We start from the raw sequence: 21952 nt of genomic DNA on the forward strand, positions 1-21952 counted from the left end.
GTTCTCGATCGCGGTTCTGAGGGCGGGGTCAGCGCGGGGCCATGCGGATCGCGCCGTCGAGGCGGATGGTCTCGCCGTTGAGGTAGCCGTTCTCGACGATCTGCTCCACGAGAGCGGCGTATTCGTCGGGTCGGCCGAGGCGGGCGGGGAACGGCACCTGCTGGCCGAGGGAGTCCTGTGCCTCCTGCGGCAGCCCCATCAGCATCGGCGTCTCCATGATGCCGGGCGCGATCGTGCAGACCCGGATGCCGTGGCGCGCGAGCTCGCGCGCGATCGGAAGGGTCATCGCGTGCACGCCGCCCTTCGACGCCGAGTACGCGGGCTGGCCGATCTGTCCGTCGAAGGCGGCCACGCTCGCGGTGTTGACGATGACGCCACGCTCGTCGTCGTGGAGCTCGTTCTTGGCGATCACGGCGGATGCCTGCGAGACGACGTTGAACGTGCCGACGAGGTTGATGCGGATCACCCGTTCGAAGTCGGCGAGCACGGCCGGGTTGCCTTCGCGGTCGAGCACCTTGGCCGGCGGCGCGATGCCCGCACAGTTCACCACCACACGCAGCGGCGCGGCGGACTGCGCGGCCGCGACGGCCGCCTGTACCTCCTCGGCGCTCGTGACGTCGGCGGCGACGAACAGCCCGCCGATCTCATCGGCCACCTCCGCGCCCTTCGACGAAGCGAGGTCGATGATCGTGACGTGGGCGCCCGCGGCGACGAGGCGACGAGCGGTCGCCAGGCCGAGCCCCGAGGCGCCGCCGGTGATGAGTGCACCCTGTCCGCTGATCTGCATCTGATGTTCTCCTTCGAACGTCGTCGTGCGTCTGCTGTGATGGAACGCGGTCCCAGCTTACGTGGTTCTTGGTGTCATCACGAATGGAGGTACGGCGTCGAAAGCGAGCCTACGACATCACTCCTGACGTGCCGTCGGGCAGGATGGATGGATGTCGATCCCCGCCGAAGACGTCGTCGTCCCCGAACACGTCCGCCTGCTCGCCCGGGGAGCCGACCTCGAATGTGTCTGGCGCAACGACTACGGCGGACTCACCTTCCGCGCCACCGGCACCGCAGAGCCGTTCTACATCAAGTGGGGGCCTCGGAACCTCGAATTCACGTTGAGCGACGAGGCCGAACGGATGAGGTGGGCGTCGGGCTGGATCACTGTGCCGACCGTGCTCGACGGCGGGGCGGACGACACGCACGAGTGGATGATCACTGCCGCCCTCGACGGCCTCAGCGCGGTGGACCCGCGATGGATCGCAGAGCCCGCGACCGCCGTGCGAGCAGTCGGCGAAGGGCTCCGCGCGATGCATGAAGCCCTCCCCGTGCGGGAGTGCCCCTGGGAGTGGAGCGTGCCTTCGCGCATCGCGAACGCGGAACGACGCGGGATCGCCGTGCCGGAAAGCCTCCGGACCGCTCCCGCGGTCGACCGCCTCGTCGTCAGTCACGGCGATGCCTGCTGCCCCAACACCCTGGTGGGAGACGACGGCCGCTGGCTCGCGCACGTCGACCTGGCTCTGCTGGGCGTGGCCGACCGCTGGGCCGACATCGCCGTCGCCTCCATGAGCACCGAGTGGAACTTTGGCCCCGGGTGGGAGGACGCTCTGATCGAGGCCTACGGAGTCGAACCCGACCGCGAGCGTCTCGCCTTCTACCGCGACCTCTGGAACGCGACCTGAGCACCCCTAGTGGTGGAACGCCGAGTCGGGGTGATCGGATGGCATCGGCGCGGTGAGGGCGTCGAGGTGGGCGACTTCCGCCGTGATCGCGTCCAGCAGGTCGGCGGCCAGGTCCATGCTCAGCCCGTTGCGCACGACGATCCGCTGCACCGTGATCTGCTCGAGATCCGCGGGCATCGGGTACGCCGGCACGAGCCATCCGCGCATCCGGAGACGGTCCTGCAGGTGGTACAGCGTCCAGTTCTTCGTATGGCCGTCCTTGAGGCGCCAGGCGAACACCGGGATGTCGCTGCCGTCGTTCCAGAGCTCGAAGGCGTCGAGCCCCGCGATCCCGGCCGACAGGTACTTCGCGACGTCCTGCGACTCCTGCTGCACGGCACGGTAGCCCTCGAACCCCAGCCGAAGGAACAGGTAGTACTGCAACAGCACTTGCGCCCCCGGACGCGAGAAGTTCAGCGCGAATGTGGGCATCTCGCCGCCGAGGTAACTGACCTTGAACACGAGATCCTCCGGCAGCCACTTCTCCTCGCGCCAGACCACCCATCCGAGACCCGGGTACACGAGACCGTACTTGTGGCCGGACGTACTGATCGAGTGCACGCGCTCGAGACGGAAATCCCACACGAGGTCGGGTTGCAGGAACGGCGCGATCATCGCCCCGGAGGCACCGTCGACATGGATGGGGATGTCGAGCCCGGTGTCCTTCTGGATCTCATCGAGCGCCGCAGCGATCGCGGCCACCGGTTCGTACATCCCGGTGTAGGTGACGCCCATGATCGCGACGACGCCGATCGTGTTCTCATCGACGTACTTCGCCAGATCGTGACCGTCGAGCGTCTTGTGCTCCTCGGAGATGGGGACGTAGCGCGGCTCGACGTCGAAGTAGTTGCAGAACTTCTCCCAGCACACCTGCACGGCGGACGACATCACCAGATTCGGCGTCGACGTGTCCTTTCCCGCGGCACGTCGCGCCTGCTGCCAGCGACGCTTGAAGGCGAGGCCGCCCAGCATGCACGCCTCGGACGAACCGACCGTCGAGGTACCGATGGCACCCGAGGCGTCCGGCGCGTTCCAGAGGTTCGCCAGCATGTGCCAGCAGTTGTCCTCGATCGCCGCCGTCTGCGGGTACTCGTCCTTGTCGATCATGTTCTTGTCGAAAGACGAGGTGTACACCTGCTTGGCGTCGTCATCCATCCACGTGCTGACGAACGTCGCCAGGTTGAGGCGCGCATTGCCGTCGAGGATCGTCTCGTCCTCGACGATCTGCCTCGCCGTGGCAGGGAGCGAACCCTGGGGCGGGATCAGATGGCGCGGGGCGACCGACGCCTCCCCCGGGCGCGTGAACATCGGCTCGTAGCCGGAGGAGGGCGTGCTGCTCATACGAGAACCTTTCGGTGGAGGCATCCTTGCGGCCTTGCCGCCCACCGTAGCGAGATCGCGCCGACGTATCGACCGGTTCGCGACAGACCCTAGCTCCACACGAAGCGGAACGTCCCCACGACGACAGCGGCAGCGAGCGCGAGCGCCATGATCGCGATGCCGCCGATCAGCGCCACTGCGTCTCTCGGGTGCAGCCGCGACGGACGCGACCAGGTGCGGGGGATGTCGGAACCGAAGCCGCGCGCTTCCATCGCGAGTGCCAGTTTGGAGCCGCGCCTCACGGCGAACACGAGCAGCACGAAGGCCATGGAAAAGAACCGTCGGAGCACTCCCCGGTCCCCCACACCGCGCGCACGACGAGCCAGGCTCATGGTGCGCCAGTCATCCAGGAACAGGCCCAGCATCCGCGTACCGGCGAGGATGCCCAGCACGAAGCGACTCGGGAGCTTGGCGACCTGGGCCAGCGCATCGGCGAGTTCGGTCGGGTCGGTGCCGCCGAAGAGCAGGATCGTGGGCAGCCCGAGCGCGACCACACGCAGGCTCACCGCGATCGCGAGGGTGATGGAGTCCTCGCTGATCGTCGCGAACCCGAAGGTCCAGTAGATCCGCCCGGCCGGTTCGGCGTACAGCAGCATGCTCACGCCGGCGATCGGCGCGAAGATCGCGATCGGCAGCAGCCTCCTCAGGACCGTCGAGGGACGCAGTCCGGTCAGCGGCAGGCAGAGCAACTGCAGGACGATCGCGGCCAGCGCGCTCGTGACATCGATGGACGCGAACAACGGCACCGACAGCAGCACGGCGAGCACCAGCTTCGTCACCGGGTTCACCCCGTCGAGCCATACCGGCCGTGCGGTCTCGATCGCCGTCACGCTGCCGCCCCCAACTCGATGCGATGACCACCCAGATGTCGGACCACGGCATCGTCGTGCGTCACCGCGATGATCGACCGTCCACGCGTGATCTCCTCCTGCAGGAGCGCGACGAGGGAGATCCATCCACGCCGGTCCTGACCGAACGTCGGCTCGTCCAGCACGATCACCTCCGGTGCACCCGCCAACGCCGTCGCGACGGACAGCCGCCGCTTCTGGCCGCCGGAGAGCGTGAACGGGTTGGCCAGCGCGAGCGGCGCGAGGCCGAGTCGCTCGAGGAGATCATCGACGACGGCGTCCGTCCTCGCACGGTCCCAGCCGAGCGCGCGCGGACCGACAGCGAGCTCGTCACGCAGTGTCTGGGTGAGGAACTGGTGCTCCGGCTCCTGGAAGACCATGCCGATACGGGTGAGCAACTCGCGCGACGTCCACCGGATCGGGCGGGTGCCTTTGCGCCCCGCCAGCTCGGGTGCCGACCGCACCTCTCCTGCCTCTTCGGGGATGAGTCCGGCGAGAGTGAGCGCAAGGGTCGACTTGCCCGCCCCGTTCGGCCCGGTGATCACGGTCGCATTCGCCCGCGGTGCGCGCAGGTCGAGTCCCGCCTGCACGACGACGCCCGCTTCCCTCGCAATCGAGAGCCCGGAGGTGGAGAGCGCATCGGGTGCCGTCACCCGCTCCAGTACGGGCAGGTCGATGTCACGCCCAGGCACCCACACCCCTGCGTCGGCGAGCACGTCACCGTGGACCGCGAACACGTGCTCGGGGGTCCCATCCGCGAGCAGCCCGCCGTCGGCCGCCAGCACGATCACACGCGTCATCAGATCGACCCAGACCGGCGTGCGATGCTCGACGACGATCAGTGTCGCACCGGAGGAGATCACCGCCCGCTCGACACTCGCCCGCACCTCGCGCACGCCCTCGGGGTCGAGGTTCGCGGTCGGCTCGTCGAGCAGCAGCAGGCCCGGGCGCATCGCGAGCACGCCGGCCAGCACCAGTCGCTGCTTCTGGCCGCCCGAGAGCGCCTTCGTGGGACGCTGCGGCGAGACGTCGAGGCCCACGGCGTCGAGAGCCTCCGCGACTCGGTCCGGGATCTCGGACGCCGCGACACCGAGATTCTCACAGCCGAACGCCACATCATCGCCGACTTTCGACAGCACGATTCCGGCATCGGGGTCCTGGAGGACGAGCCCCACGCGACCGTGCCGCGATTCCGGGGACGCGCCGTCGATGCGCAGGTCACCGGTCCGCTCCCCCTCATCATCGCCGCCCAGGACGCCGGCGAGACCGGCGAGCAGAGTCGACTTGCCCGCGCCCGATGCGCCGAGAAGCAGCACCCGCTCGCCCGGTTCGATCGTGAACGAGACGTCGGCGACGGCTGGGCGCTTTCGACCGGCATACCGCCAGCCCCAGCCCGCAGCCTGCACGCGGGCCGGGGCGGCGAAGCTCACGCTCAGACCTCGCGCACGTGCTCTCGCCCGACGGCGAAGCGGTTGAGTGCGCCGGTGACGGCGAGGGCGCGCACGAGCAGCCACCCGACCACGCCCGCGAGGATCGCGCCCGAGATGACGACGCTGACCAGATAGATGGTGTTGAACTCGAGCGACTTCAGGATGTTCGGCGAGCTGCCGTAGAACAGCTCGAACACCCAGGCGGCGACCGCTGCGCCGACACCCGCGAGCGCGGCGACCACGATGCCGAAACGACGATAGAAGAACAGCGCGAAGATGATCTCCGCACCGAGGCCCTGCACGATGCCAGACAGCACGGTCGAGACGCCCCACACGTTGCCGATCAGCATCGACACGATCGCCGCGACCAGCTCGACCACCAGCGCGGCGCCCGGCTTGCGGATCACGAGGCCGCCGACGACGCCGCCGAGCAGCCAGATGCCGACGGCGATGCCGCCGAGACCCGGCGTCAGGGCGTCAGCGGCGCCGAACCAGGCGTAGCCGATGGTGTTCCAGCCCCAGAAGACGAGGCCGATCGCGACGCCGAGGACGGCGGCGACGACGATGTCGACGACGCGCCAGCGCCAGATCGACGTGGGTCGCAGACCGTTCGCGGCGGATGTCTGCTTCGCGGATGCGGACGTGGACGTACTCATCTGAACTCCTCCCTGCGCTGGCATGACCCAGATCAGGTTCGACGGTCGAAGCGCGATTCGCTCCCTCTCAGCCCGGCTCGCCGGACTCCCGTGGTTGTGCTGACGATCTTACCCGGTGGCGACACCGGCGTGGCGACAGGGCTTCGCGCCGCGGAACACGCCGGGGATTGGGTACCGTAAACGAGTGACCGCTTCAGATCCCGCCGACGAGGCGACGGGCGTCGTCAGCGACGACGGCTCGCGGACGGCCGCCCCCTCCGGGCCTGTGGACGACCTGGCGATCGCGTCGGACCCCGCCGCCCCCGCATCGGAGAGCGCCGCACCCTTCGCCGCCGATCGACTCTTCGCCGGCGACACGCCCCCGTCGGATCCCTCCGTCGTCTCCGCCGTCCCGGTCGACGCCGCCGCGATCGGCGCGCTGTTCACGGTCGACCGGACGCCCGCACGACGCCACGAGACCGATGCCACGTCGACGTCCGATCCGGAGCCCGTGCTCGACCCGGAGCCCGTGCACGACCCGGAGCCGGCGCTCGACCCGGAGCCGGCGGATGGTCCCGCGACTCCGCCACTCACGAAGCCGCCCTTCCAGCCCCGCCGACGCGGCGAGGGTGAGGAGGCGCAGGAGCCCGATGAGGCCGAGGCGCTCGTCGACGGCGCGGCCGTGCAGTGGGCCGACGGCAAGACGGGCGCGACCGCACTGACCTGGGTCGATGCCGCCGCCGTCGGTGCGCACACGGCCACGGCGACGTTCGAGCAGACCCCGGAAACCGAACAGAACGGCGGGCTCCTCCGTGGGGCTCGCCTGCGGCCGGCCATCGCTCGCCCGGGAATCCTGGTGCCGCTGGTCGCGCTCACCGCGCTGGTCGCCGGCTATGCGGGCACGACTTTGCTCTGGCCGCTGCACGAGGTTCCGCCGACGGCGCAGTCCGTCGAGTTCGACACGGTTCCCGCTCCCGCCGCGACGATCACCTGGCCGAGTGAGGGCAGCGCGTCCGTCGGCATCGCCGGGCTCACCACCGCGGCGTCGATCACCGATCCGGTGAGCATCGCGAGCATCACCAAGGTCGTGAGCAGCTTGATGGTGCTCGACCGCATGCCCCTCGCCCTCGGCGAGCAGGGGCCGGAGTTCGGCTTCACCTACGGCGACAGCGTGGACTACTGGAACTACCGGCGCAGCGATCAGTCTGCACTGGATGTCCCTGTCGACGGCGTCCTCACCGAGTACCAGATGCTCCAGGGCACACTCCTCGGGTCGGCGAACAACTACATCGACCGGCTGGCCTCCGAGATCTGGGGCTCGGACCAGGAGTTCGCGGCCGCCGCCGAGGTGTGGCTGCGCGATCGTGCGCTCACCGACATCACGGTGGTCACCCCCTCCGGTTTCGACGAGCGCAATGTGGCGACCCCTGCGGCCCTGATCAAGCTCGGTGAGCTGGCCATGCAGAACCCCGTGTTCGCGGAGATCGTCGGCACCCGGTCAGTGGACCTCCCGGGTGCGGGCACGGTCGTCAACACCAACGGGATGCTCGCCGATCCGGGCGTCGTCGGCATCAAGACCGGCACGCTGGTCGGCTGGAACCTACTGACGGCGAAAGACCTGACGATCGGGGACACCACGGTGCACCTGTTCGCGGCGGCGCTGAATCAGGCGGGCGACGACGAGCGCCTCGCTCTCACCCGTTCGCTGTTCGCCGAGACGGAGGCCGCCCTGGATGCACAGGAGGCAGCCGTCGCGAAGGGCACGGTCGTCGGGCAGGTCACGACCGACTGGGGCGAGAAGGTCGACGTGGTCACCGAATCCGATGCCGATGTCGTGCTCTGGAACGGTGCTGTCGCCACTGCGACCACGGCCTTCGATCTCGGCGACAAGCGGGACGAGGACGCCACCGTGGGCACCTTGACCGCGGCCGGACCGCTCAACACCGCGACGGTTCCCCTGGTCCTGGCCGATGACGTCGAGGGGCCGAGCCCGTGGTGGCGCCTGACCCACCCCCTGGAACTGCTCGGGATCACGGACGACGGGTCCTGACACTTCGCTCGGCCGAGTACAGCACGACGCCCCATCCCGCGTGAGCAGGATGGGGCGTCTGCGTGATGCCGCTCAGTCGCGAGAGGCGGAGCCGTCGGCCCCCTCCTCGAGAATCGCCTGGGCAGCAGCCGTCTCGGCGGCGGGAACCTGCGCCCCCACCGACGCGCCGGCGACGGCCGCAGCCGCGTGCACGCTCTCCTCGTCCGCGTCACCGGTGACCACGACGGGCGTCGAGCCGGTGAGGGCCTCTTCGGCGTCGATGTCTGTGGCCGCCTGCTCGAACTGCGACTGGTACAGGCGCCAGTAGGCTCCCTGCGCGGCGATCAGCTCGTCATGTGTGCCCTTCTCCACGATGTCGCCGTGCTCCATCACGAGGATGAGGTCGGCATCGCGAATGGTCGACAGACGGTGCGCGATCACGAAGGACGTGCGTCCCTTGCGAAGGGCGGCCATCGCGTGCTGCAGCAAAAGCTCGGTGCGGGTGTCGACGGCCGACGTGGCCTCATCGAGGATGAGGATCGACGGCTGTGCGACGAACGCGCGCGCGATGGTGATGAGCTGACGCTCGCCCGCGGAGACGTTCGCGGCATCCTCGTCGAGCACCGTGTCGTAGCCCTCGGGGAGGGCGTGGACGAAGCGGTCGACGTAGGTCGCCTTCGCCGCGGCGAGGACCTCGTCGTCGGTCGCGGTGGAGCGACCGTAGCGGATGTTCTCGCGGATGCTCCCCGCGAACAGCCACGGATCTTGCAGCACCATCCCGGTGCGCGACCGCAGCTCATCCCGGGTCACCTCGGCGATGTCCTGACCGTCGAGCATGATGCGTCCGCCGCTGAGCTCGTAGAAACGCATGATCAGGTTGACCAGGGTCGTCTTCCCCGCACCGGTCGGCCCCACGATCGCGACGGTCTGCCCCGGCTCCACCCGGAACGACAGGTCTTTGATCAGCGGACGATCCGGCGTGTACGAGAATGCGACGTTCTCGAACTCGATGACGCCCTTGCCCTCGACGAGCTCCGGAGCATCGGCATCGTCTGCCTCCTGCTCGTCCGCGTCGAGAAGCTGGAACACGCGCTCCGCCGACGCCGTACCCGACTGGACCACCGCAGCCATGCCGCCGAGCTCGGAGAGCGGCTGCGTGAACTGCTGCGAGTACTGGATGAACGCCTGCACATCGCCGAGACGGAGCTGTCCGTTCGCGACCATCAGACCACCGAGCACCGCGATGCCCACGTAGCTGAGGTTTCCGACGAACATCATCGCCGGCATGATGATGCCGGACAGGAACTGCGCCTTGAAGCTGGCCTGGAACAGCTCCTCGTTCTCGGCCTGGAACTTGTCGAGCGCGTCTTTCTCACGTCCGAAGACCTTCACCAGCGCGTGGCCGGAGAACGCCTCCTCGACGCGGGCGTTGAGCCGTCCGACCTTGCGCCACTGCGTGCCGAAGGCCTTCTGCGAGCGCGGACCGATGATGCCGAAGATCACACCCATCAGCGGCAGCGTGATGAGGGCGACGAGCGCGAGCTGCCAGGAGATCGAGAACATCATCACGAGCACGCCGATCACGGTGAGCACGGAGGTGAGCGCACCGGACAGCGATTGCTGCATCGTCTGGGTGATGTTGTCGATGTCGTTCGTGACGCGCGAGATCAGCTCACCGCGCTGCACCTTGTCGAAGTACGACAGGGGCAGACGGTTGATCTTCGCCTCGACCGCCTCGCGCAGACGCCACATGGTGCGCACCATGATCACGTTGATGACGTACCCCTGGATCCAGGTGAGGAACGCCGCGGCGACATAGATGGCGAGGACAGCGGCGATGACCAGGCGCAGCGCGCCGAAGTCGACACCCTGACCGACGGTGAAGTCACCCAGCGCACCGACCTGATTCGCGAAGTCGTCCTGACCCGCGCCTCGCAGCGCCTCGACCACGACGTCCTGCGATGTTCCTGCCGGGAACCCCGGGGAGTCGCCGTTCGGCTGCCCGAGTTGGATGGAGATGAACCCCTTGTAGACGAGGTTCGTCGCCTCGGCGAGCACCTTGGGCGCGGCGACCGTCAGCACGACGCCCAGCGCACCCAGGATCGACACGAAGACGAACCAGAGTGCCGAGGGCTTCAGCAACCCGATCATGCGCGCGAAGCTCGGCCCGAAGTTGTCGGCCTTGCCCGGCGCGACGCTGTCCCAGTCGCCGGAGTTCTGTCGGGCCTGCTCCGCGAGCTCGGCCTCGTACTTCTCCTCCGCCGTCAGTTCGACCTCGGCCACGGGAGCCGTGGCCTTACGGCGGCAACGCGTGGGCTTGCCCTGTTCTTTGTTCTGCTCGCTCATGCGTCCACCCCCAGCTGCGACTCGACGATCTCGCGGTAGGTCTCGCTCGTCTCGAGCAGTTCCTCGTGCGTGCCGACGCCCACCATCGTGCCGCCGTCGAGGACGACGATGCGGTCGGCGTCCGTGATGGTGGAGATGCGCTGGGCGACCACGATCTTCGTCACATGCGGGAGCTCCCTCCACAACGCCTGGCGGAGCCGGGCATCGGTGGTCAGATCGAGCGCCGAGAACGAGTCGTCGAAGACGAGGATCTGCGGCTGGTGCACGATCGCACGCGCGATCGCGAGACGCTGGCGCTGACCGCCCGAGACGTTCGTACCACCCTGCGCGATCCGCGAATCGAGTCCGTCCGGCATCTCCTCGACGAAGTCGCGACCCTGCGCGATGTCGAGCGCATGCCAGAGTTCTTCGTCGGTCGCATCTTCACGCCCGTAGCGCAGGTTCGATGCGACGGTTCCGGTGAAGAGGAAAGGACGCTGCGGCACCAGTCCGATGCTGTCCCACAGCGCCTCGACGTCGGCCTCGCGCACGTCCGTGCCGCCGACGTGCACCGCGCCGCCCGAGACGTCGAAGAGACGCGGGATGAGCGACACGAGCGTCGTCTTGCCCGATCCGGTCGAGCCGACGATCGCGACGATCTCGCCCGGCTGCGCCGCGAAACTGATGCCGGTGAGGACCGGCGAATCGGCTCCGGGGTAGGTGAACTCGACGTCGTCGAGCGCCAAGGACCCTGGTACCGGGAACTCGGTGACGCCGTTCTCGGGACGGATCAGCGTGGATTCGGAATCGAGCACTTCACCGATGCGCTCGGCCGAGACCGCCGCGCGCGGGATCATCATCGCCATGAAGCTCGCCATGATGACGCCGCCCATGATCTGGCCGATGTACTGCATGAAGGCGAACAGCGTGCCGACCTGCACCGTGCCGTTGTTCACCTCGATGCCGCCGAACCAGATGACCGAGACGACGGTGACGTTGAGGATGAGCATGAACAGGGGGAAGAGCAGCACGAACAGCGAGCCGACCTTGCGGCCGACGACCATGATGTCGGTGTTGGCCCCGCGGAAGCGCTCCTCTTCGATGCCCTCGCGCACGAACGCACGGACGACGCGGACACCGGTGAGCTGCTCCCGCATGATGCGGTTCACGTTGTCGAGCTTGCCCTGGTAGCTGCGGAACAGTGGGACCATGCGCCCGATCACGAGAGCGGCGAGGATCAGCAGCAGCGGCACGGAGACCGCGATGAGCCAGCTGAGGCCGACGTTGGTCTGCACGGCGAAGATGATGCCGCCGATCGCGAGCAGCGGCGCCGTGACGAGCATGGTCGCGCCCATCATGGCGAGCATCTGCACCTGCTGCACGTCGTTCGTGTTGCGGGTGATGAGTGAGCCGGCACCGAACTGGGAGACCTCGCGCTCGGAGAAGCCGCTGACCTTGCCGAACACGTCGGAACGGATGTCGCGTCCGGCACCCATCGCGGCGCGCGCGGCGAAGTAGGTCGCGGTGACCGAGGCGATGATCTGACCCAACGAGACCGTGAGCATGAACAGGCCGGTGCCCCAGATGTAGGCGGTGTCACCGCGGGCGACGCCCTTGTCGATGATGTCGGCGTTCAGGCGCGGGAGGTAGAGGGTCGCTGCCACGCTGGCGAGCTGGAAGACCAGCACCGCGAGCAACAGCCACCGGTATCGAGAGAGATAGCGAAAGAGGATTTTTCCCAGCACAGGCGGACTTTCTAGGAAGGATGACGCGGCGGGTTTCTCGGCAGACGGATGCCGACCGACAACCGGCCACAAGACAGAGTGCCACGATCCGCGGACATTCGTATCCCCCTTTGGACGGACCTTCGCTGACAGCGAACCGGTTTCCCGTACGATCAGCGGTTCGGTCCGAGCTTGTATTTACGCACTGATACAACTTGTGATAGACATGCAGTACAAAGAGAACGGACTCCGGATGCCTGACCTTTTCACCTCCCCGCTCGCCTCCGCTCTGTGGCGCCTGGATGGCTGGCAGATGCTCGGCGCGCTCTTCACGATGCCGTGGGTCTCTCTGGTCGTCGCGGCGGTCATCGCGTGCGGCATCTGCGTGTTCCCCGGAAGGCGCGCGCAGAGGGAGAGCCGGATGCGGCTCGGGGCGGCCACAGCCGGCGGCGTCGTCGCCCGCTACTCGCGAGAGCACCGCACGATCGGTCTGACGGCGATCGCAGTGGTCGTCGTCTTCCTCGCCGACAATCTGATCTCCGGATACGTGCTCGATCTCAACGGCGTCATCTCCTGGTGGCGGTACGCGATGCCGGTGTTCACGGCGTCCGTCGGCATCGGACTCCTGCTCGCGATCGTCGCGACCCTCGGGAGCACACCCCCGGAACGACCGGTCGCCGTTCCCCGCCGCACGTGGCTGACCTTCAGTCCGCGCGCAGGAACGGCGGGAGCCGCCCTCGCAGCGCTTGCTCTCACGGCGACCACGGTCCTGGCCGGTCTCGCTTCGTCGAACATCAACGGGGGTCCCTATGTCTTCCTCGAGATCGCGATCAACAACGAGCCGATCGACCCGCTCCGACCCTGGTTCTACGGCTGGGCGTACGGCATCCCCGTGCTGATCTGCACCGCGGTCCTCCTGGCAGTCATGGTGGCCGCGCTCCACGCGAGCGCCGTCCGCCCGTTCCTGCGCCCGGAGACGGTGGCCGCAGAGCAGCGCGAACGCCGCGATGTCGCGACGGCGATCACCCGGACGGCGACGTCGGCGCTCCTCCTCACCCTTGCGGGGGCGTGGCGGTTCATCGCCGATGCCGGATCGGTCGTCGGGCTGACCGTCCAGCGCGACGGCGGCTCGGACTCCTACACGGCATTCTGGCGATACGGCGAGATCGCAGGTGTCGGGGGCGGTCTGGCACCGTTGCTGGAGATCGCCGCCTTCGTGCTCCTCTTCCTGGTGATCGGGCAGCTGTACCCGCGCGATCACGGCGCGCGTACGGGCTCCGAGGCCGAGAGCCCCGCCAACAGCGAGGCCGTGTGATGAGCCCGAATCCGAAGCTCTCGGCAGCAGATGAGACCAATCCTGCGCTCGACATCTACCGGCAGTTGCGCGGCCTCATCGTCTCGGGCCAGCTCGGTGCCGGCGAACGACTGCCGACCGTCCGCCAGACGGCGAGCGATCTGGGCGTCGCTCCCGGCACCGCCGCACGCGCCTACAAGATGCTCGAGGCGGACGGACTGGTGATTTCGCGCACCGCCGCCGGCACGCGTGTCTCCGAGTCGGCCGGGGTCCTCCCGGCCTCGGTGATCCGCCGCCTCCGTGACCTGGTCGACGAGGCCGACCCCCTCGGCGCCGAGCTCGACGACATCGTCGATGTGCTGCGGACGATCTGGCAGTCGCGGACGACGCCAGAGGACGCCGGGGAGTAGCCCGATCCCGCTCCGGCCCGGCCCACCTGCCGGGGACTCCCTGCCCGCCTGTCGGGAGTTCCGGGCCGAACCGACCGAAAACGGCCGAAACCGTCCGACAAGCGGGCACACTCCCGACGGGTGTGCACCGCACGCGGGCACACTCCCGGCGGCCCCACACCCCGGAACGTCAGAACAGCGGCGGCTGGGGCACGTACGCCCGCGCCGGGGCACCGGCGTCCGGCGCGAGCTCGGCCAGCGTCGGCGGGTCCCACTTCGGGTTGCGGTCCTTGTCGACGAGCTGCGCGCGGATGCCCTCGACGAGGTCCGGGTGCTCGTTGACGAACCACAGCACCCGCCGGTACTCGCCCTCGAGGGCGGCGCGCAACCCCGGGAGCTCGCGCGCTTCGCGCACGGCATCGAGCGTGACCGTGAGGCCGGTGGGGGCGAGGCCCGCCAAGAGCTCAGCCGTGGCGGCGGCCTCCGTGGTGTCCTGCGCCTCCAGGCGGTCGATGATCTCCCTCACGGTCGCGGCCGAGAACGCCTCGTCGATCCATGCCTTCGACGCGGGCAGCTGCGTGGGGTCCGGCGTCTCGTCGAAGAGCAGGACGATCTCGCTCGGGCCTGTCGGATCCGCACGGAACGCGAGGGCCTCCCTCAGCGCGTCCAGACGATCGGACGGCACGAAGTGGTCGGCGAACCCCAGGTAGACGGCATCCGCTCCGCTCATCGTCGCGCCGGTCAACCCGAAGTACTCCCCGAAGCGGCCGGGCGCTCGTCCGAGCAGCCAGGTGCCGCCGACATCGGGCGTGAAACCGATCCGGGTCTCGGGCATCGCCAGTTTCGAGCGCTCCGTGACGATGCGGATCGCGGCATGACCGGCCAGGCCGATCCCCCCACCCATCGTGATGCCGTCGGCGAACGCCACGACCGGCTTCGGATACTCCGCGATCATCGCGTTCAACGCATACTCCGCGCGGAAGAACTCGGCGGTGCGCTCGGACTCCCCGGCGACGATCTGCGCGTGCAGCGCACGCACGTCTCCGCCGGCGCACATGCCTCGCTCCCCCGCCCCGTCGATCAGCACGATCTGCACGTCGGTGTCGTCGCGCCAGGCGTCGAGCGCGTCGGTGAGCGTCTGGATCATCCCCTCGTCGAGCGCGTTGATCGCCTCCGGACGATTGAGCGTGAGCCGCCCGAGTGCTCCTTCGGTGCGGATGAGGACACGGGATGCAGCCTGGGATTCGGTCACGCGTGCCAGGTTACCGCTTCGCCGAGGGCGGAGATTCCGCGCGAAATGCGGGATCCGACAGGCTTTTCCGGCAGGATAGGGAGGAACTGTTCACTGCGACGAGAGGTCACGGATGCCTGAAGGACAGGTGCTGGAGTTCACGCACGTGACGAAGCGCTTCAATGAGGTGACCGCCGTCTCGGACTTCTCCGCGCGCGTCGAGCCCGGCGCCGTCACCGCCTTCCTCGGCCCGAACGGAGCCGGCAAGACCACCACCCTGCGAATCCTCCTCGGTCAGGTGCGCGCCACCTCCGGAACGGCCACGATCGGCGGGACGGCCTACGCGGAGCTCCGCCAGCCGCTGCGCACCATCGGTGCCGTCCTGGAAGAGACCGTCTATCGTCCTCGGCGCACCGCCGAACGTCAGCTGACGATCGCCGCCAAGGCGAACGGCATCCCGCTGGCCCGCGTCGGAGAGGTTCTGTCCCTCGTCGGCTTGGACTCCGAAGGCGACTCCCGGATCGGCGGCTTCTCGCTCGGCATGCGTCAGAGGCTGAGCGTCGCGCACGCCCTTCTCGGCGACCCGGGTGCGCTCGTCTTCGACGAGCCGGCCAACGGGCTCGATCCCGAGGGCATCCGCTGGATGCGCCTGCTGATGCGCCGCCTCGCCGACGAAGGACGCACGGTACTCGTGTCCTCGCACGTCCTCAGCGAGGTGGAGCAGGTCGCCGACAACGTCCTGGTCCTCTCGAAGGGCCGGTTGGTGCTGGCGAGCGGTATCGAGACGCTCGCCGACCCGCAAGGCGGCTCCGTCATCGTGGATGCCGCGGATCGTGGTGCGCTTCGTGTCGCGCTCGACGCGGCAGGATTCGACATCGAGGTCCTGCGCTCCGGCCTGACCGTGCGAGGCGGCGACGCCGGGACCGTCGGAGCTGTCGCCGCGGAGGCCGGAATCGCCCTGAGCACGCTCGTGCAGCGCGGCCCGACCCTGGAAGACGTCTTCATCGACCTCATGCGCGGCGGCCGACTCGCGCCCCGCACAGACACGAACACGCCGCCGCTCGACGCGCCGGTGCTCGCCGCCACGCCTGACGACGCCGATTCCGACTCCGCTGCCACCGACGCCGCTGACGCCGAGTCCACGGTCGCCATCCCGGTAGCCGCCGCCGCGGCCTGGGCCGCCGAGGCCGCCGCCGCACCCGCCGGTGAAGCCGTTGGCGATGACCTGGCCGCAGCGGCTTCCGCGTCGGCGACCGTCGACGAGGATTCGAACGACGGCATCTCCGGGCTGTTCACCCCCGAGGCGGACGACGAGACGCCGGTGGATGCCGCTCCCGTCGCTGCAGCCGCATCCGAGGCGGACGAACCGCTCCCCCACGAAGACCACGAAGATCGTCACGGCGACGAGGACCACGGTGACACGAGCCGGGACGACGAGACCGACCAGGCCGAGGATCCCCCGGCGCGGTCATTCGACGAGATCCTGTTCGGTGCGGCAGCCCCCGTCGCCTCCCCCGCGGCCACAGCTGACCCGGAATCGCCGCGCCACGACGTCGCCGAGGTCTTCACGACGAGTGACGCCCCCGAGACGGACACTCCCGCACAGACCTCTGCGCACGACGACACCGCCCCAGACGACACCGCCGGAGACGACACTGCCGGAGACGAGCAGATCGTCAGCACGGACGGCGCCGACGCCCACGACGACGACGCAGCGGAGGACGATGCCCCCGCCGGTGTCGAGATCTTCGCCGACCTCGACACCGCCGCGGACGTCGACGGCGGCGAGGACACTGCCGAGACCGAGGAGGACGCCGATCCGCGGTCGGCAGCCGTCAGCTCGATGCTCGCCGCGGCCGCACGCGCGTACTACGAGGACGAGCCGAAGGACTACCCGCTGGGGCAGGACGCCGAGGCCACCGACGATGCGCCCGTCGAGGACGGTGCCCACTGGAGCGTCGCCTCCACCGGCGTGATCGACACCGTTCCGCTGGCCGAGCCCGAGCCCGAGCCCGAGTCCGAGGAAACGAGCCTCGAGGAATCCGGCGACTCCGAGGCCACCGACGGCCAGGATCACGACGGCGGCCACGATCCCGACGGCGAGAACCACGACGGCCAGAATCACCACGGCGAGAACCACCACGGGTGACCCGCCCGCTCATGCAGCAGAACGCCCTCCCGGCCTGACGGCCGCGGAGGGCGTTCCCCGTCGTGGGGCGCGGATTCCCGTCGGTCGCCCTGTGCTCAGGCGGGCCGGGGGCGGATGACCGGTCGGCGGCTCCCCTTCAACACGGGGGTCGGCGCCGTGGCGACGATCTCCTCGACGTTCGCGGGCTCCGAGGACACGTCGAGTCGGAGCGCTTGCGTGAGCGCGAGGCCGTGTCTGGTCGTGAGGATCAGGCGGCGGTACTGCTCGTCGCCCTCGAGGTCGATGACGACGCTCGGGCGACGGCGGCGGATGAGCACGAAGTCGAGGCTGCCCGCGGCCTTCCAGCTTCCCGCGGCCAGGACGCCGGGGATGTGCGTGCCGGGATTCGGCACCCCTCGCAGCCAGGTCCACGCGTCGTCGGTCAGCTGGACCTTGGTGATGGTGTCGCGCACGATCCGGAGGTTCTCGCGGTGGAATGTCGCGGCTCGTTCCAGCGGCGAGAGCACGACTTCGAGTTGCGTCTGGTCCAGCAGCAACGTCACCATGACACTTAGTCTGCCAGCGCCGCCCTGCCAGTTGTCTGGAAGTTGCTCACAGGAACGCAACGATCCCTTGTGGGGTCACGCCATTCCCCGGCACACTACGGGCGAGCCGCCGCCGCGGCCTCCGCGGCAGACGGCAGCGCCGCTTCAATGAGCCCGAGCTCCTCGTCACCGTGCGCGGCGGTCAGGAACCAGGCCTCGAAGACACTCGGCGGCAGGGCCACACCCTGCTCCCGCAGCGTGTGGAAGAACGGCGCATAGCGGAACGACTCCTGCGCCTGGGCCTCGGCGTAGTTCCGCGGCACGGAGGAGCGGAACGAGGCGCTGAACAGGTTGCCCGCCCGCGCGACCGCGTGAGTGACCCCGGCAGATGCGAGCGCGGCGTCCAGCGCCGCGGAGAGCCGAGCGGAGGCGGCATCGATGGTCGCATAGACCTCGGGCGTCGCGAGCCGCAACGTCGCGAGGCCCGCCGCGACCGACAGCGGATTCCCCGAGAGCGTCCCCGCCTGATACACCGGCCCCAGAGGGGCGAGCAGGTCCATGACCTCGGCCCGCCCACCGAGCGCGGCCAGCGGCATCCCCCCGCCGACGACCTTGCCGAAGGTGACGATATCGGGCAGGTAGTCCTCGCCCTCCGAGGCCTGCAGTCCCCAGAAGCCTGCGGGATGCACGCGGAACCCGGTGAGCACCTCGTCGAGGATCATCAGCGCACCGTGCGCGTGCGCGGTCTCGGCGATCAGGCGGTTGAATCCCGGCAACGGCGGGACGACGCCCATGTTCGCGGCCGACGCCTCGACGATCACGGCGGCGATCCGCTGTCCGTGCTCGGCGAACACCGCGGCCAGCGCCTCGGGGTCGTTGTACCCGATCACGAGCGTCTGCGCAGCGATGGGAGCCGGTACCCCTGCCGATCCGGGGAGCGCCAGGGTCGCGACACCGGAACCCGCTTCTGCGAGAAGACCGTCCGAGTGGCCGTGATAGTGCCCGGCGAACTTCACGAGCAAGTCGCGGCCGGTGGCTCCGCGCGCGAGACGGATCGCCGTCATGGTGGCCTCGGTCCCGGTGGACACCAGTCGAACGCGTTCGATCGGGCGGATCTCGCCGAAGCGGACCCGGTCGGCGATCAACGCCGCGAGTTCCACCTCGCCCTCGGTCGGAGCACCGAACGACAGCCCGCGGGTCGCGGCCTCCTGCACCGCGGCGACGACTTCCGGGTGCGCGTGTCCGAGGAGCGCGGGCCCCCACGAGGCCACCAGGTCGACGTACTCGCGCCCTGCCGCATCCGTCACCGTGGCGCCCGTGGCCGACGCCAGGAAACGCGGTGTCCCCCCGACCGAACCGTAGGCGCGCACCGGCGAGTTCACGCCGCCGGGGATCACCGCCCTGGCAGCGGAGAACAGGTCGTCATTGCGGTCGGTCATGAAAGCTCCTTGCGATGCACGGAGCCGTCCCGGCATCCCTTCCAGGCTAACCGTCGTGCACGGTCTCCGAAGACGTCAGTCGCGCAGCCAGGCTGCAGCTTCGGTCGCCCAATAGGTCAGCACCGCATCCGCGCCTGCCCGTCGGATCGACAGCAGGGATTCGAGCACAGCGGCCCGCCGGTCGATCCAGCCGTTCGCGCCGGCGGCCTCGATCATCGCGTACTCGCCGGAGACCTGGTACGCCCACACCGGAACGCTCACGGTGTCGCGCACCTCCCGCAGCACGTCGAGGAACGCCATCGCCGGCTTCACCATCACGATGTCGGCGCCCTCGGCCTCATCGACGACGGCCTCACGCACGCCCTCGCGGCGGTTGCCGGGATCGAGCTGGTACGTGCGCCGGTCACCCTTCAGCTGCGAGTCGACAGCCTCACGGAACGGTCCGTAGAAGGCGCTCGCGTACTTCGCGGCGTAGGCGAGGAGAAGCGTGTCGGTGAAGCCCTCGGCATCCAGGGCAGCGCGGATCACCGCGACCTGGCCGTCCATCATGCCGGAGAGCCCGAGGAGCTGCGACCCGGCCCGCGCCTGTGCGAGCGCCATCGAGGTGTACCGCTCCAGCGTCGCGTCGTTGTCGACCGAGCCATCGGCCGCGAGCACGCCGCAGTGACCGTGGTCGGTGAACTCGTCGAGGCAGAGGTCCGTCTGGACAACGAGTGCGTCGCCGACCTCGGCCGCGAGCGCCGCCGTGGCGAGGTTGAGGATGCCGTGCGGGTCGTCGGCGCCGGAGCCGCGGGCGTCGCGGACCTCCGGGACGCCGAAGAGCATCACACCGCCGACACCCGCTTCCGCCGCCTCCACCGCCGCCGCGCGCAAGGAGTCGATCGAGTGCTGCGCGACACCGGGCATCGAGCCGATCTGCACCGGTTCGGTGAGTCCTTCGCGGACGAACAGCGGGAGCACGAGCTGCCGCGGCTCCAGCGAGGTCTCGCGCACGAGGTCGCGCACGGCCCGAGACCGGCGCAACCGCCTCAGGCGAACATCGGGGTAGCTCACGGTGCGAACTCGTCGGCCGCGTGCGGAAGGGTGAAGTGCGAGACCGCGTCGATCAGTGCGTCGATCGTCTGCCGGTCGGCGACCACCGACACGGGCAGTCCTGCGAGCTGGGCGTCCCTCGCCGTCCGTGGGCCGATCGCGGCGAGCAGCGTCTCATCCGGGATCTCCGGGAACTGCTCGCGCACCTGCTGGGCGACCGAGCCGCTGGTGACGAGGATCGCGTTGATGCGGCCGTTCTCGACATCGCGGCGGATGCGCTCCGTCACCGGGACGCCGACCGTCCGGTAGGCGACGACACCGTGGACATCGTGCCCCGCCTCGGAGAGCAGACGACTGAGCACCGGCTTGGCGATCTCGCTGCGCAGGGCGAGGATGCGGCGCGGTTCCTTCTCGAGTCCGATGAGCTGCCGCGCCATCCCCTCGGCGGAGTTGTCCTGCTCGGGGACGAGCGCGACCTCGTAGCCGACGGCCTGCAGAGCAGCGGCCGTCGTCTCACCGACCGCGGCGATCTTGGTCGATCGCGGCACGATCGCCCGATGGGCGAAGAGGACGTCCACGGTCGTCGCACTGGTGATCGTGAGCCAGTCGAACTCTCCGGCGGCGAGCTGCGCGAGCGCGGTGTCGAGCGTCGCCTGGTCGGTGGTCGGGGCGAAGTTGATCAGCGGCGCCACGACGGGGACGGCGCCCAGCGCCCGAAGGCTCGCGGCGACGCTGTCGCCCCACGGCCCGCCACGGGGCACCAGAATGCGCCAGCCGTCCAGCGGTCGGTCCTGCTTGATTTCTTCGGAAGTGGTCATGAGGATTGCTCTCGGGATACGAGGCCGGCCGCCCCTTGATCGAGCAGCCGACGGGCAACAGTGAACCCGAGCTCGCGCGCTGCGTGCATCGGGTCTGCACCATCGGCAGCATCCGCTCCATTGCCACTGCCGTTCCGACGAATATACTCCCCGTTCAGGTCTTCGGTGACGTCGAGGCCGATCCGGCGCCCACCGTCCGTCGCGTAGACCACCGTTCTGACACGGATCGACGAGCCGTCGACGACGGCGTGCGCGGCCATCGGCGCCTGGCATCCGGCATCGAGTCCTTGCAGGATCGCGCGCTCCACCGTGATGGCCAGCCGGGTGTCCCTGTCATCGAGACCGGCGAGGGCGTCGAGCAGCTCCTGGGGCGCGTCCGCACGGGTCTCCACCGCGAGCGAACCCTGCCCCGGAGCGGTCGGCCACTCGGCGAGCCCGAGCTCCTCGCGCTGGAGGGGAGTCCTCGCATCGAGCCGCGACAGCCCTGCCGCAGCGAGGATCACGGCATCCAGCTCGCCCGAGACGACCCGCGCGAGACGTGAATCCACGTTCCCCCGGATGTCGACGACCTCCGCACCCGGCGCGCGCCGATGGACCTGGGCGATGCGCCGCGGAGAACCGGTGCCGACCGTGCTGCCGGAACGCAGCTCGTGGAGCGGGACGCCGTCGCGGGTGAGGACCACGTCTCGCGGATCCTCTCGTTTCGGCGTCGCGGCGATCACGAGCCCTTCGGGGACTGCGGTCGGCAGGTCCTTGAGCGAGTGGACGAGGAAGTCGCACTCCCCCGCGAGCAGCGCCTCGCGCAATCGCGTGGCGAAGATGCCCTGGCCACCGATCTCGGACAGGGAGGCACGGTTCGTGTCGCCCTCGCTGGTGATCGGGACGAGTTCGACAGGGCGACCGGAGAGCTTCTCGAGCGCGGTCGCGACATGGCCCGACTGCGCCTGCGCGAGCGCGCTGTGACGGGTTCCCAGACGGATGGGGGTGCTCATG

The 21952-nt window shown here is 69.2% G+C and carries 18 protein-coding genes and 1 riboswitch; of the genes, 5 read left to right on the forward strand and 13 right to left on the reverse strand.

Annotation, left to right across the window (positions count from 1 at the left end):
- Positions 1 to 28: 28 nt before the first annotated feature.
- Positions 29 to 787 carry an SDR family NAD(P)-dependent oxidoreductase gene (locus LRQ07_RS15960; protein ID WP_047520971.1) on the reverse strand — a complete coding sequence of 253 codons (759 nt, stop codon included), beginning with the start codon at positions 785 to 787 and terminating at the stop codon, positions 29 to 31.
- A 151-nt stretch (positions 788 to 938) separates the two neighbouring features.
- On the opposite strand from LRQ07_RS15960, the gene LRQ07_RS15965 reads away from it, so the two are divergent.
- Positions 939 to 1673, forward strand: coding sequence for an aminoglycoside 3'-phosphotransferase (locus LRQ07_RS15965; RefSeq protein ID WP_232763267.1), 735 nt, complete (start codon positions 939 to 941; stop codon positions 1671 to 1673).
- 6 nt (positions 1674 to 1679) lie between these two features.
- Here LRQ07_RS15965 and LRQ07_RS15970 read toward each other — a convergent pair whose 3' ends face one another.
- From LRQ07_RS15970 to LRQ07_RS15985, 4 genes are all read right to left on the reverse strand, one after another.
- On the reverse strand, positions 1680 to 3053 hold the full coding sequence (locus LRQ07_RS15970) for a glutamate decarboxylase (protein WP_232763266.1): 1374 nt from the start codon (positions 3051 to 3053) through the stop codon (positions 1680 to 1682).
- A gap of 89 nt (positions 3054 to 3142) precedes the next feature.
- Positions 3143 to 3922, reverse strand: a complete 780-nt coding sequence (locus tag LRQ07_RS15975; protein ID WP_256535181.1) for an energy-coupling factor transporter transmembrane component T family protein — start codon at positions 3920 to 3922, stop codon at positions 3143 to 3145.
- Positions 3919 to 5376 (reverse strand): ABC transporter ATP-binding protein, encoded by a 1458-nt coding sequence (locus tag LRQ07_RS15980; protein WP_413775541.1) that lies wholly within the window; start codon positions 5374 to 5376, stop codon positions 3919 to 3921. The genes LRQ07_RS15975 and LRQ07_RS15980 overlap by 4 nt, the downstream gene beginning before the upstream one ends.
- Complete coding sequence (locus LRQ07_RS15985) at positions 5373 to 6026, reverse strand: ECF transporter S component (RefSeq protein ID WP_232763263.1); 654 nt, start codon at positions 6024 to 6026, stop codon at positions 5373 to 5375. The genes LRQ07_RS15980 and LRQ07_RS15985 overlap by 4 nt, the downstream gene beginning before the upstream one ends.
- Positions 6017 to 6128: riboswitch (TPP riboswitch) on the reverse strand. It overlaps the preceding gene by 10 nt.
- An 82-nt stretch (positions 6129 to 6210) precedes the next feature.
- Here LRQ07_RS15985 and LRQ07_RS15990 point away from each other — a divergent pair.
- Positions 6211 to 8055: a D-alanyl-D-alanine carboxypeptidase gene (locus tag LRQ07_RS15990; RefSeq protein ID WP_256535183.1), complete on the forward strand. Its 1845-nt coding sequence runs from the start codon at positions 6211 to 6213 to the stop codon at positions 8053 to 8055.
- 72 nt (positions 8056 to 8127) lie between these two features.
- Here LRQ07_RS15990 and LRQ07_RS15995 read toward each other — a convergent pair whose 3' ends face one another.
- Together LRQ07_RS15995 and LRQ07_RS16000 are read right to left on the reverse strand one after the other, a co-directional pair.
- On the reverse strand, positions 8128 to 10380 hold the full coding sequence (locus LRQ07_RS15995; protein ID WP_256535184.1) for an ABC transporter ATP-binding protein: 2253 nt from the start codon (positions 10378 to 10380) through the stop codon (positions 8128 to 8130).
- Entirely contained in the window at positions 10377 to 12104 is a 1728-nt protein-coding gene (locus LRQ07_RS16000; protein WP_256535185.1) for an ABC transporter ATP-binding protein, read from the reverse strand. Before LRQ07_RS16000 ends, LRQ07_RS15995 begins: the two co-directional genes overlap by 4 nt.
- 232 nt (positions 12105 to 12336) lie before the next feature.
- Between LRQ07_RS16000 and LRQ07_RS16005 the strand changes: the two genes are divergently transcribed.
- Positions 12337 to 13398 carry a hypothetical protein gene (locus tag LRQ07_RS16005; RefSeq protein WP_256535186.1) on the forward strand — a complete coding sequence of 354 codons (1062 nt, stop codon included), beginning with the start codon at positions 12337 to 12339 and terminating at the stop codon, positions 13396 to 13398.
- Positions 13398 to 13787 carry a GntR family transcriptional regulator gene (locus LRQ07_RS16010; RefSeq protein ID WP_047520986.1) on the forward strand — a complete coding sequence of 130 codons (390 nt, stop codon included), beginning with the start codon at positions 13398 to 13400 and terminating at the stop codon, positions 13785 to 13787. Before LRQ07_RS16005 ends, LRQ07_RS16010 begins: the two co-directional genes overlap by 1 nt.
- Before the next feature lie 169 nt (positions 13788 to 13956).
- On the opposite strand, the gene LRQ07_RS16015 is transcribed toward LRQ07_RS16010, so the two are convergent.
- Positions 13957 to 15018, reverse strand: coding sequence for an enoyl-CoA hydratase/isomerase family protein (locus tag LRQ07_RS16015; protein WP_256535187.1), 1062 nt, complete (start codon positions 15016 to 15018; stop codon positions 13957 to 13959).
- 112 nt (positions 15019 to 15130) lie between these two features.
- Between LRQ07_RS16015 and LRQ07_RS16020 the strand changes: the two genes are divergently transcribed.
- Entirely contained in the window at positions 15131 to 17146 is a 2016-nt protein-coding gene (locus LRQ07_RS16020; RefSeq protein WP_256535188.1) for an ATP-binding cassette domain-containing protein, read from the forward strand.
- A gap of 95 nt (positions 17147 to 17241) precedes the next feature.
- On the opposite strand, the gene LRQ07_RS16025 is transcribed toward LRQ07_RS16020, so the two are convergent.
- The 5 genes from LRQ07_RS16025 to hemC form a co-directional block, all read right to left on the reverse strand.
- Positions 17242 to 17691, reverse strand: coding sequence for a hypothetical protein (locus LRQ07_RS16025; protein ID WP_256535189.1), 450 nt, complete (start codon positions 17689 to 17691; stop codon positions 17242 to 17244).
- A gap of 95 nt (positions 17692 to 17786) precedes the next feature.
- Positions 17787 to 19109 (reverse strand): glutamate-1-semialdehyde 2,1-aminomutase, encoded by a 1323-nt coding sequence (gene hemL / locus LRQ07_RS16030; protein WP_256535190.1) that lies wholly within the window; start codon positions 19107 to 19109, stop codon positions 17787 to 17789.
- Positions 19110 to 19184: 75 nt separating this feature from the next.
- On the reverse strand, positions 19185 to 20162 hold the full coding sequence (hemB, locus tag LRQ07_RS16035; protein ID WP_232763255.1) for a porphobilinogen synthase: 978 nt from the start codon (positions 20160 to 20162) through the stop codon (positions 19185 to 19187).
- The gene (locus tag LRQ07_RS16040) at positions 20159 to 20959 is read right to left on the reverse strand and encodes a uroporphyrinogen-III synthase (protein ID WP_047520995.1); all 801 of its coding nucleotides are present in this window, start codon (positions 20957 to 20959) and stop codon (positions 20159 to 20161) included. The genes hemB and LRQ07_RS16040 overlap by 4 nt, the downstream gene beginning before the upstream one ends.
- Positions 20956 to 21951, reverse strand: coding sequence for a hydroxymethylbilane synthase (gene hemC, locus LRQ07_RS16045; RefSeq protein WP_256535191.1), 996 nt, complete (start codon positions 21949 to 21951; stop codon positions 20956 to 20958). Before hemC ends, LRQ07_RS16040 begins: the two co-directional genes overlap by 4 nt.
- Between the last annotated feature and the right edge of the window lies 1 nt (position 21952).

The sequence above is a fragment of the Microbacterium sp. J1-1 genome, assembly GCF_024498615.1.
GTDB classification, from domain to species: Bacteria; Actinomycetota; Actinomycetes; order Actinomycetales; family Microbacteriaceae; genus Microbacterium; species Microbacterium aurugineum.

Excerpts from the sequence above, each read along its gene's own strand:
- LRQ07_RS15960 (WP_047520971.1), bottom strand. The coding sequence starts at position 787 with ATGCAGATCAGCGGACAGGGTGCACTCATCACCGGCGGCGCCTCGGGG.
- LRQ07_RS16010 (WP_047520986.1), top strand. The coding sequence starts at position 13,398 with ATGAGCCCGAATCCGAAGCTCTCGGCAGCAGATGAGACCAATCCTGCG.
- hemC (WP_256535191.1), bottom strand. The coding sequence starts at position 21,951 with ATGAGCACCCCCATCCGTCTGGGAACCCGTCACAGCGCGCTCGCGCAG.
- LRQ07_RS15965 (WP_232763267.1), top strand. The coding sequence starts at position 939 with ATGTCGATCCCCGCCGAAGACGTCGTCGTCCCCGAACACGTCCGCCTG.
- LRQ07_RS15995 (WP_256535184.1), bottom strand. The coding sequence starts at position 10,380 with ATGAGCGAGCAGAACAAAGAACAGGGCAAGCCCACGCGTTGCCGCCGT.
- LRQ07_RS15985 (WP_232763263.1), bottom strand. The coding sequence starts at position 6,026 with ATGAGTACGTCCACGTCCGCATCCGCGAAGCAGACATCCGCCGCGAAC.
- LRQ07_RS16020 (WP_256535188.1), top strand. The coding sequence starts at position 15,131 with ATGCCTGAAGGACAGGTGCTGGAGTTCACGCACGTGACGAAGCGCTTC.
- LRQ07_RS16005 (WP_256535186.1), top strand. The coding sequence starts at position 12,337 with ATGCCTGACCTTTTCACCTCCCCGCTCGCCTCCGCTCTGTGGCGCCTG.
- hemL (WP_256535190.1), bottom strand. The coding sequence starts at position 19,109 with ATGACCGACCGCAATGACGACCTGTTCTCCGCTGCCAGGGCGGTGATC.
- LRQ07_RS16025 (WP_256535189.1), bottom strand. The coding sequence starts at position 17,691 with ATGGTGACGTTGCTGCTGGACCAGACGCAACTCGAAGTCGTGCTCTCG.
- LRQ07_RS16040 (WP_047520995.1), bottom strand. The coding sequence starts at position 20,959 with ATGACCACTTCCGAAGAAATCAAGCAGGACCGACCGCTGGACGGCTGG.
- LRQ07_RS15970 (WP_232763266.1), bottom strand. The coding sequence starts at position 3,053 with ATGAGCAGCACGCCCTCCTCCGGCTACGAGCCGATGTTCACGCGCCCG.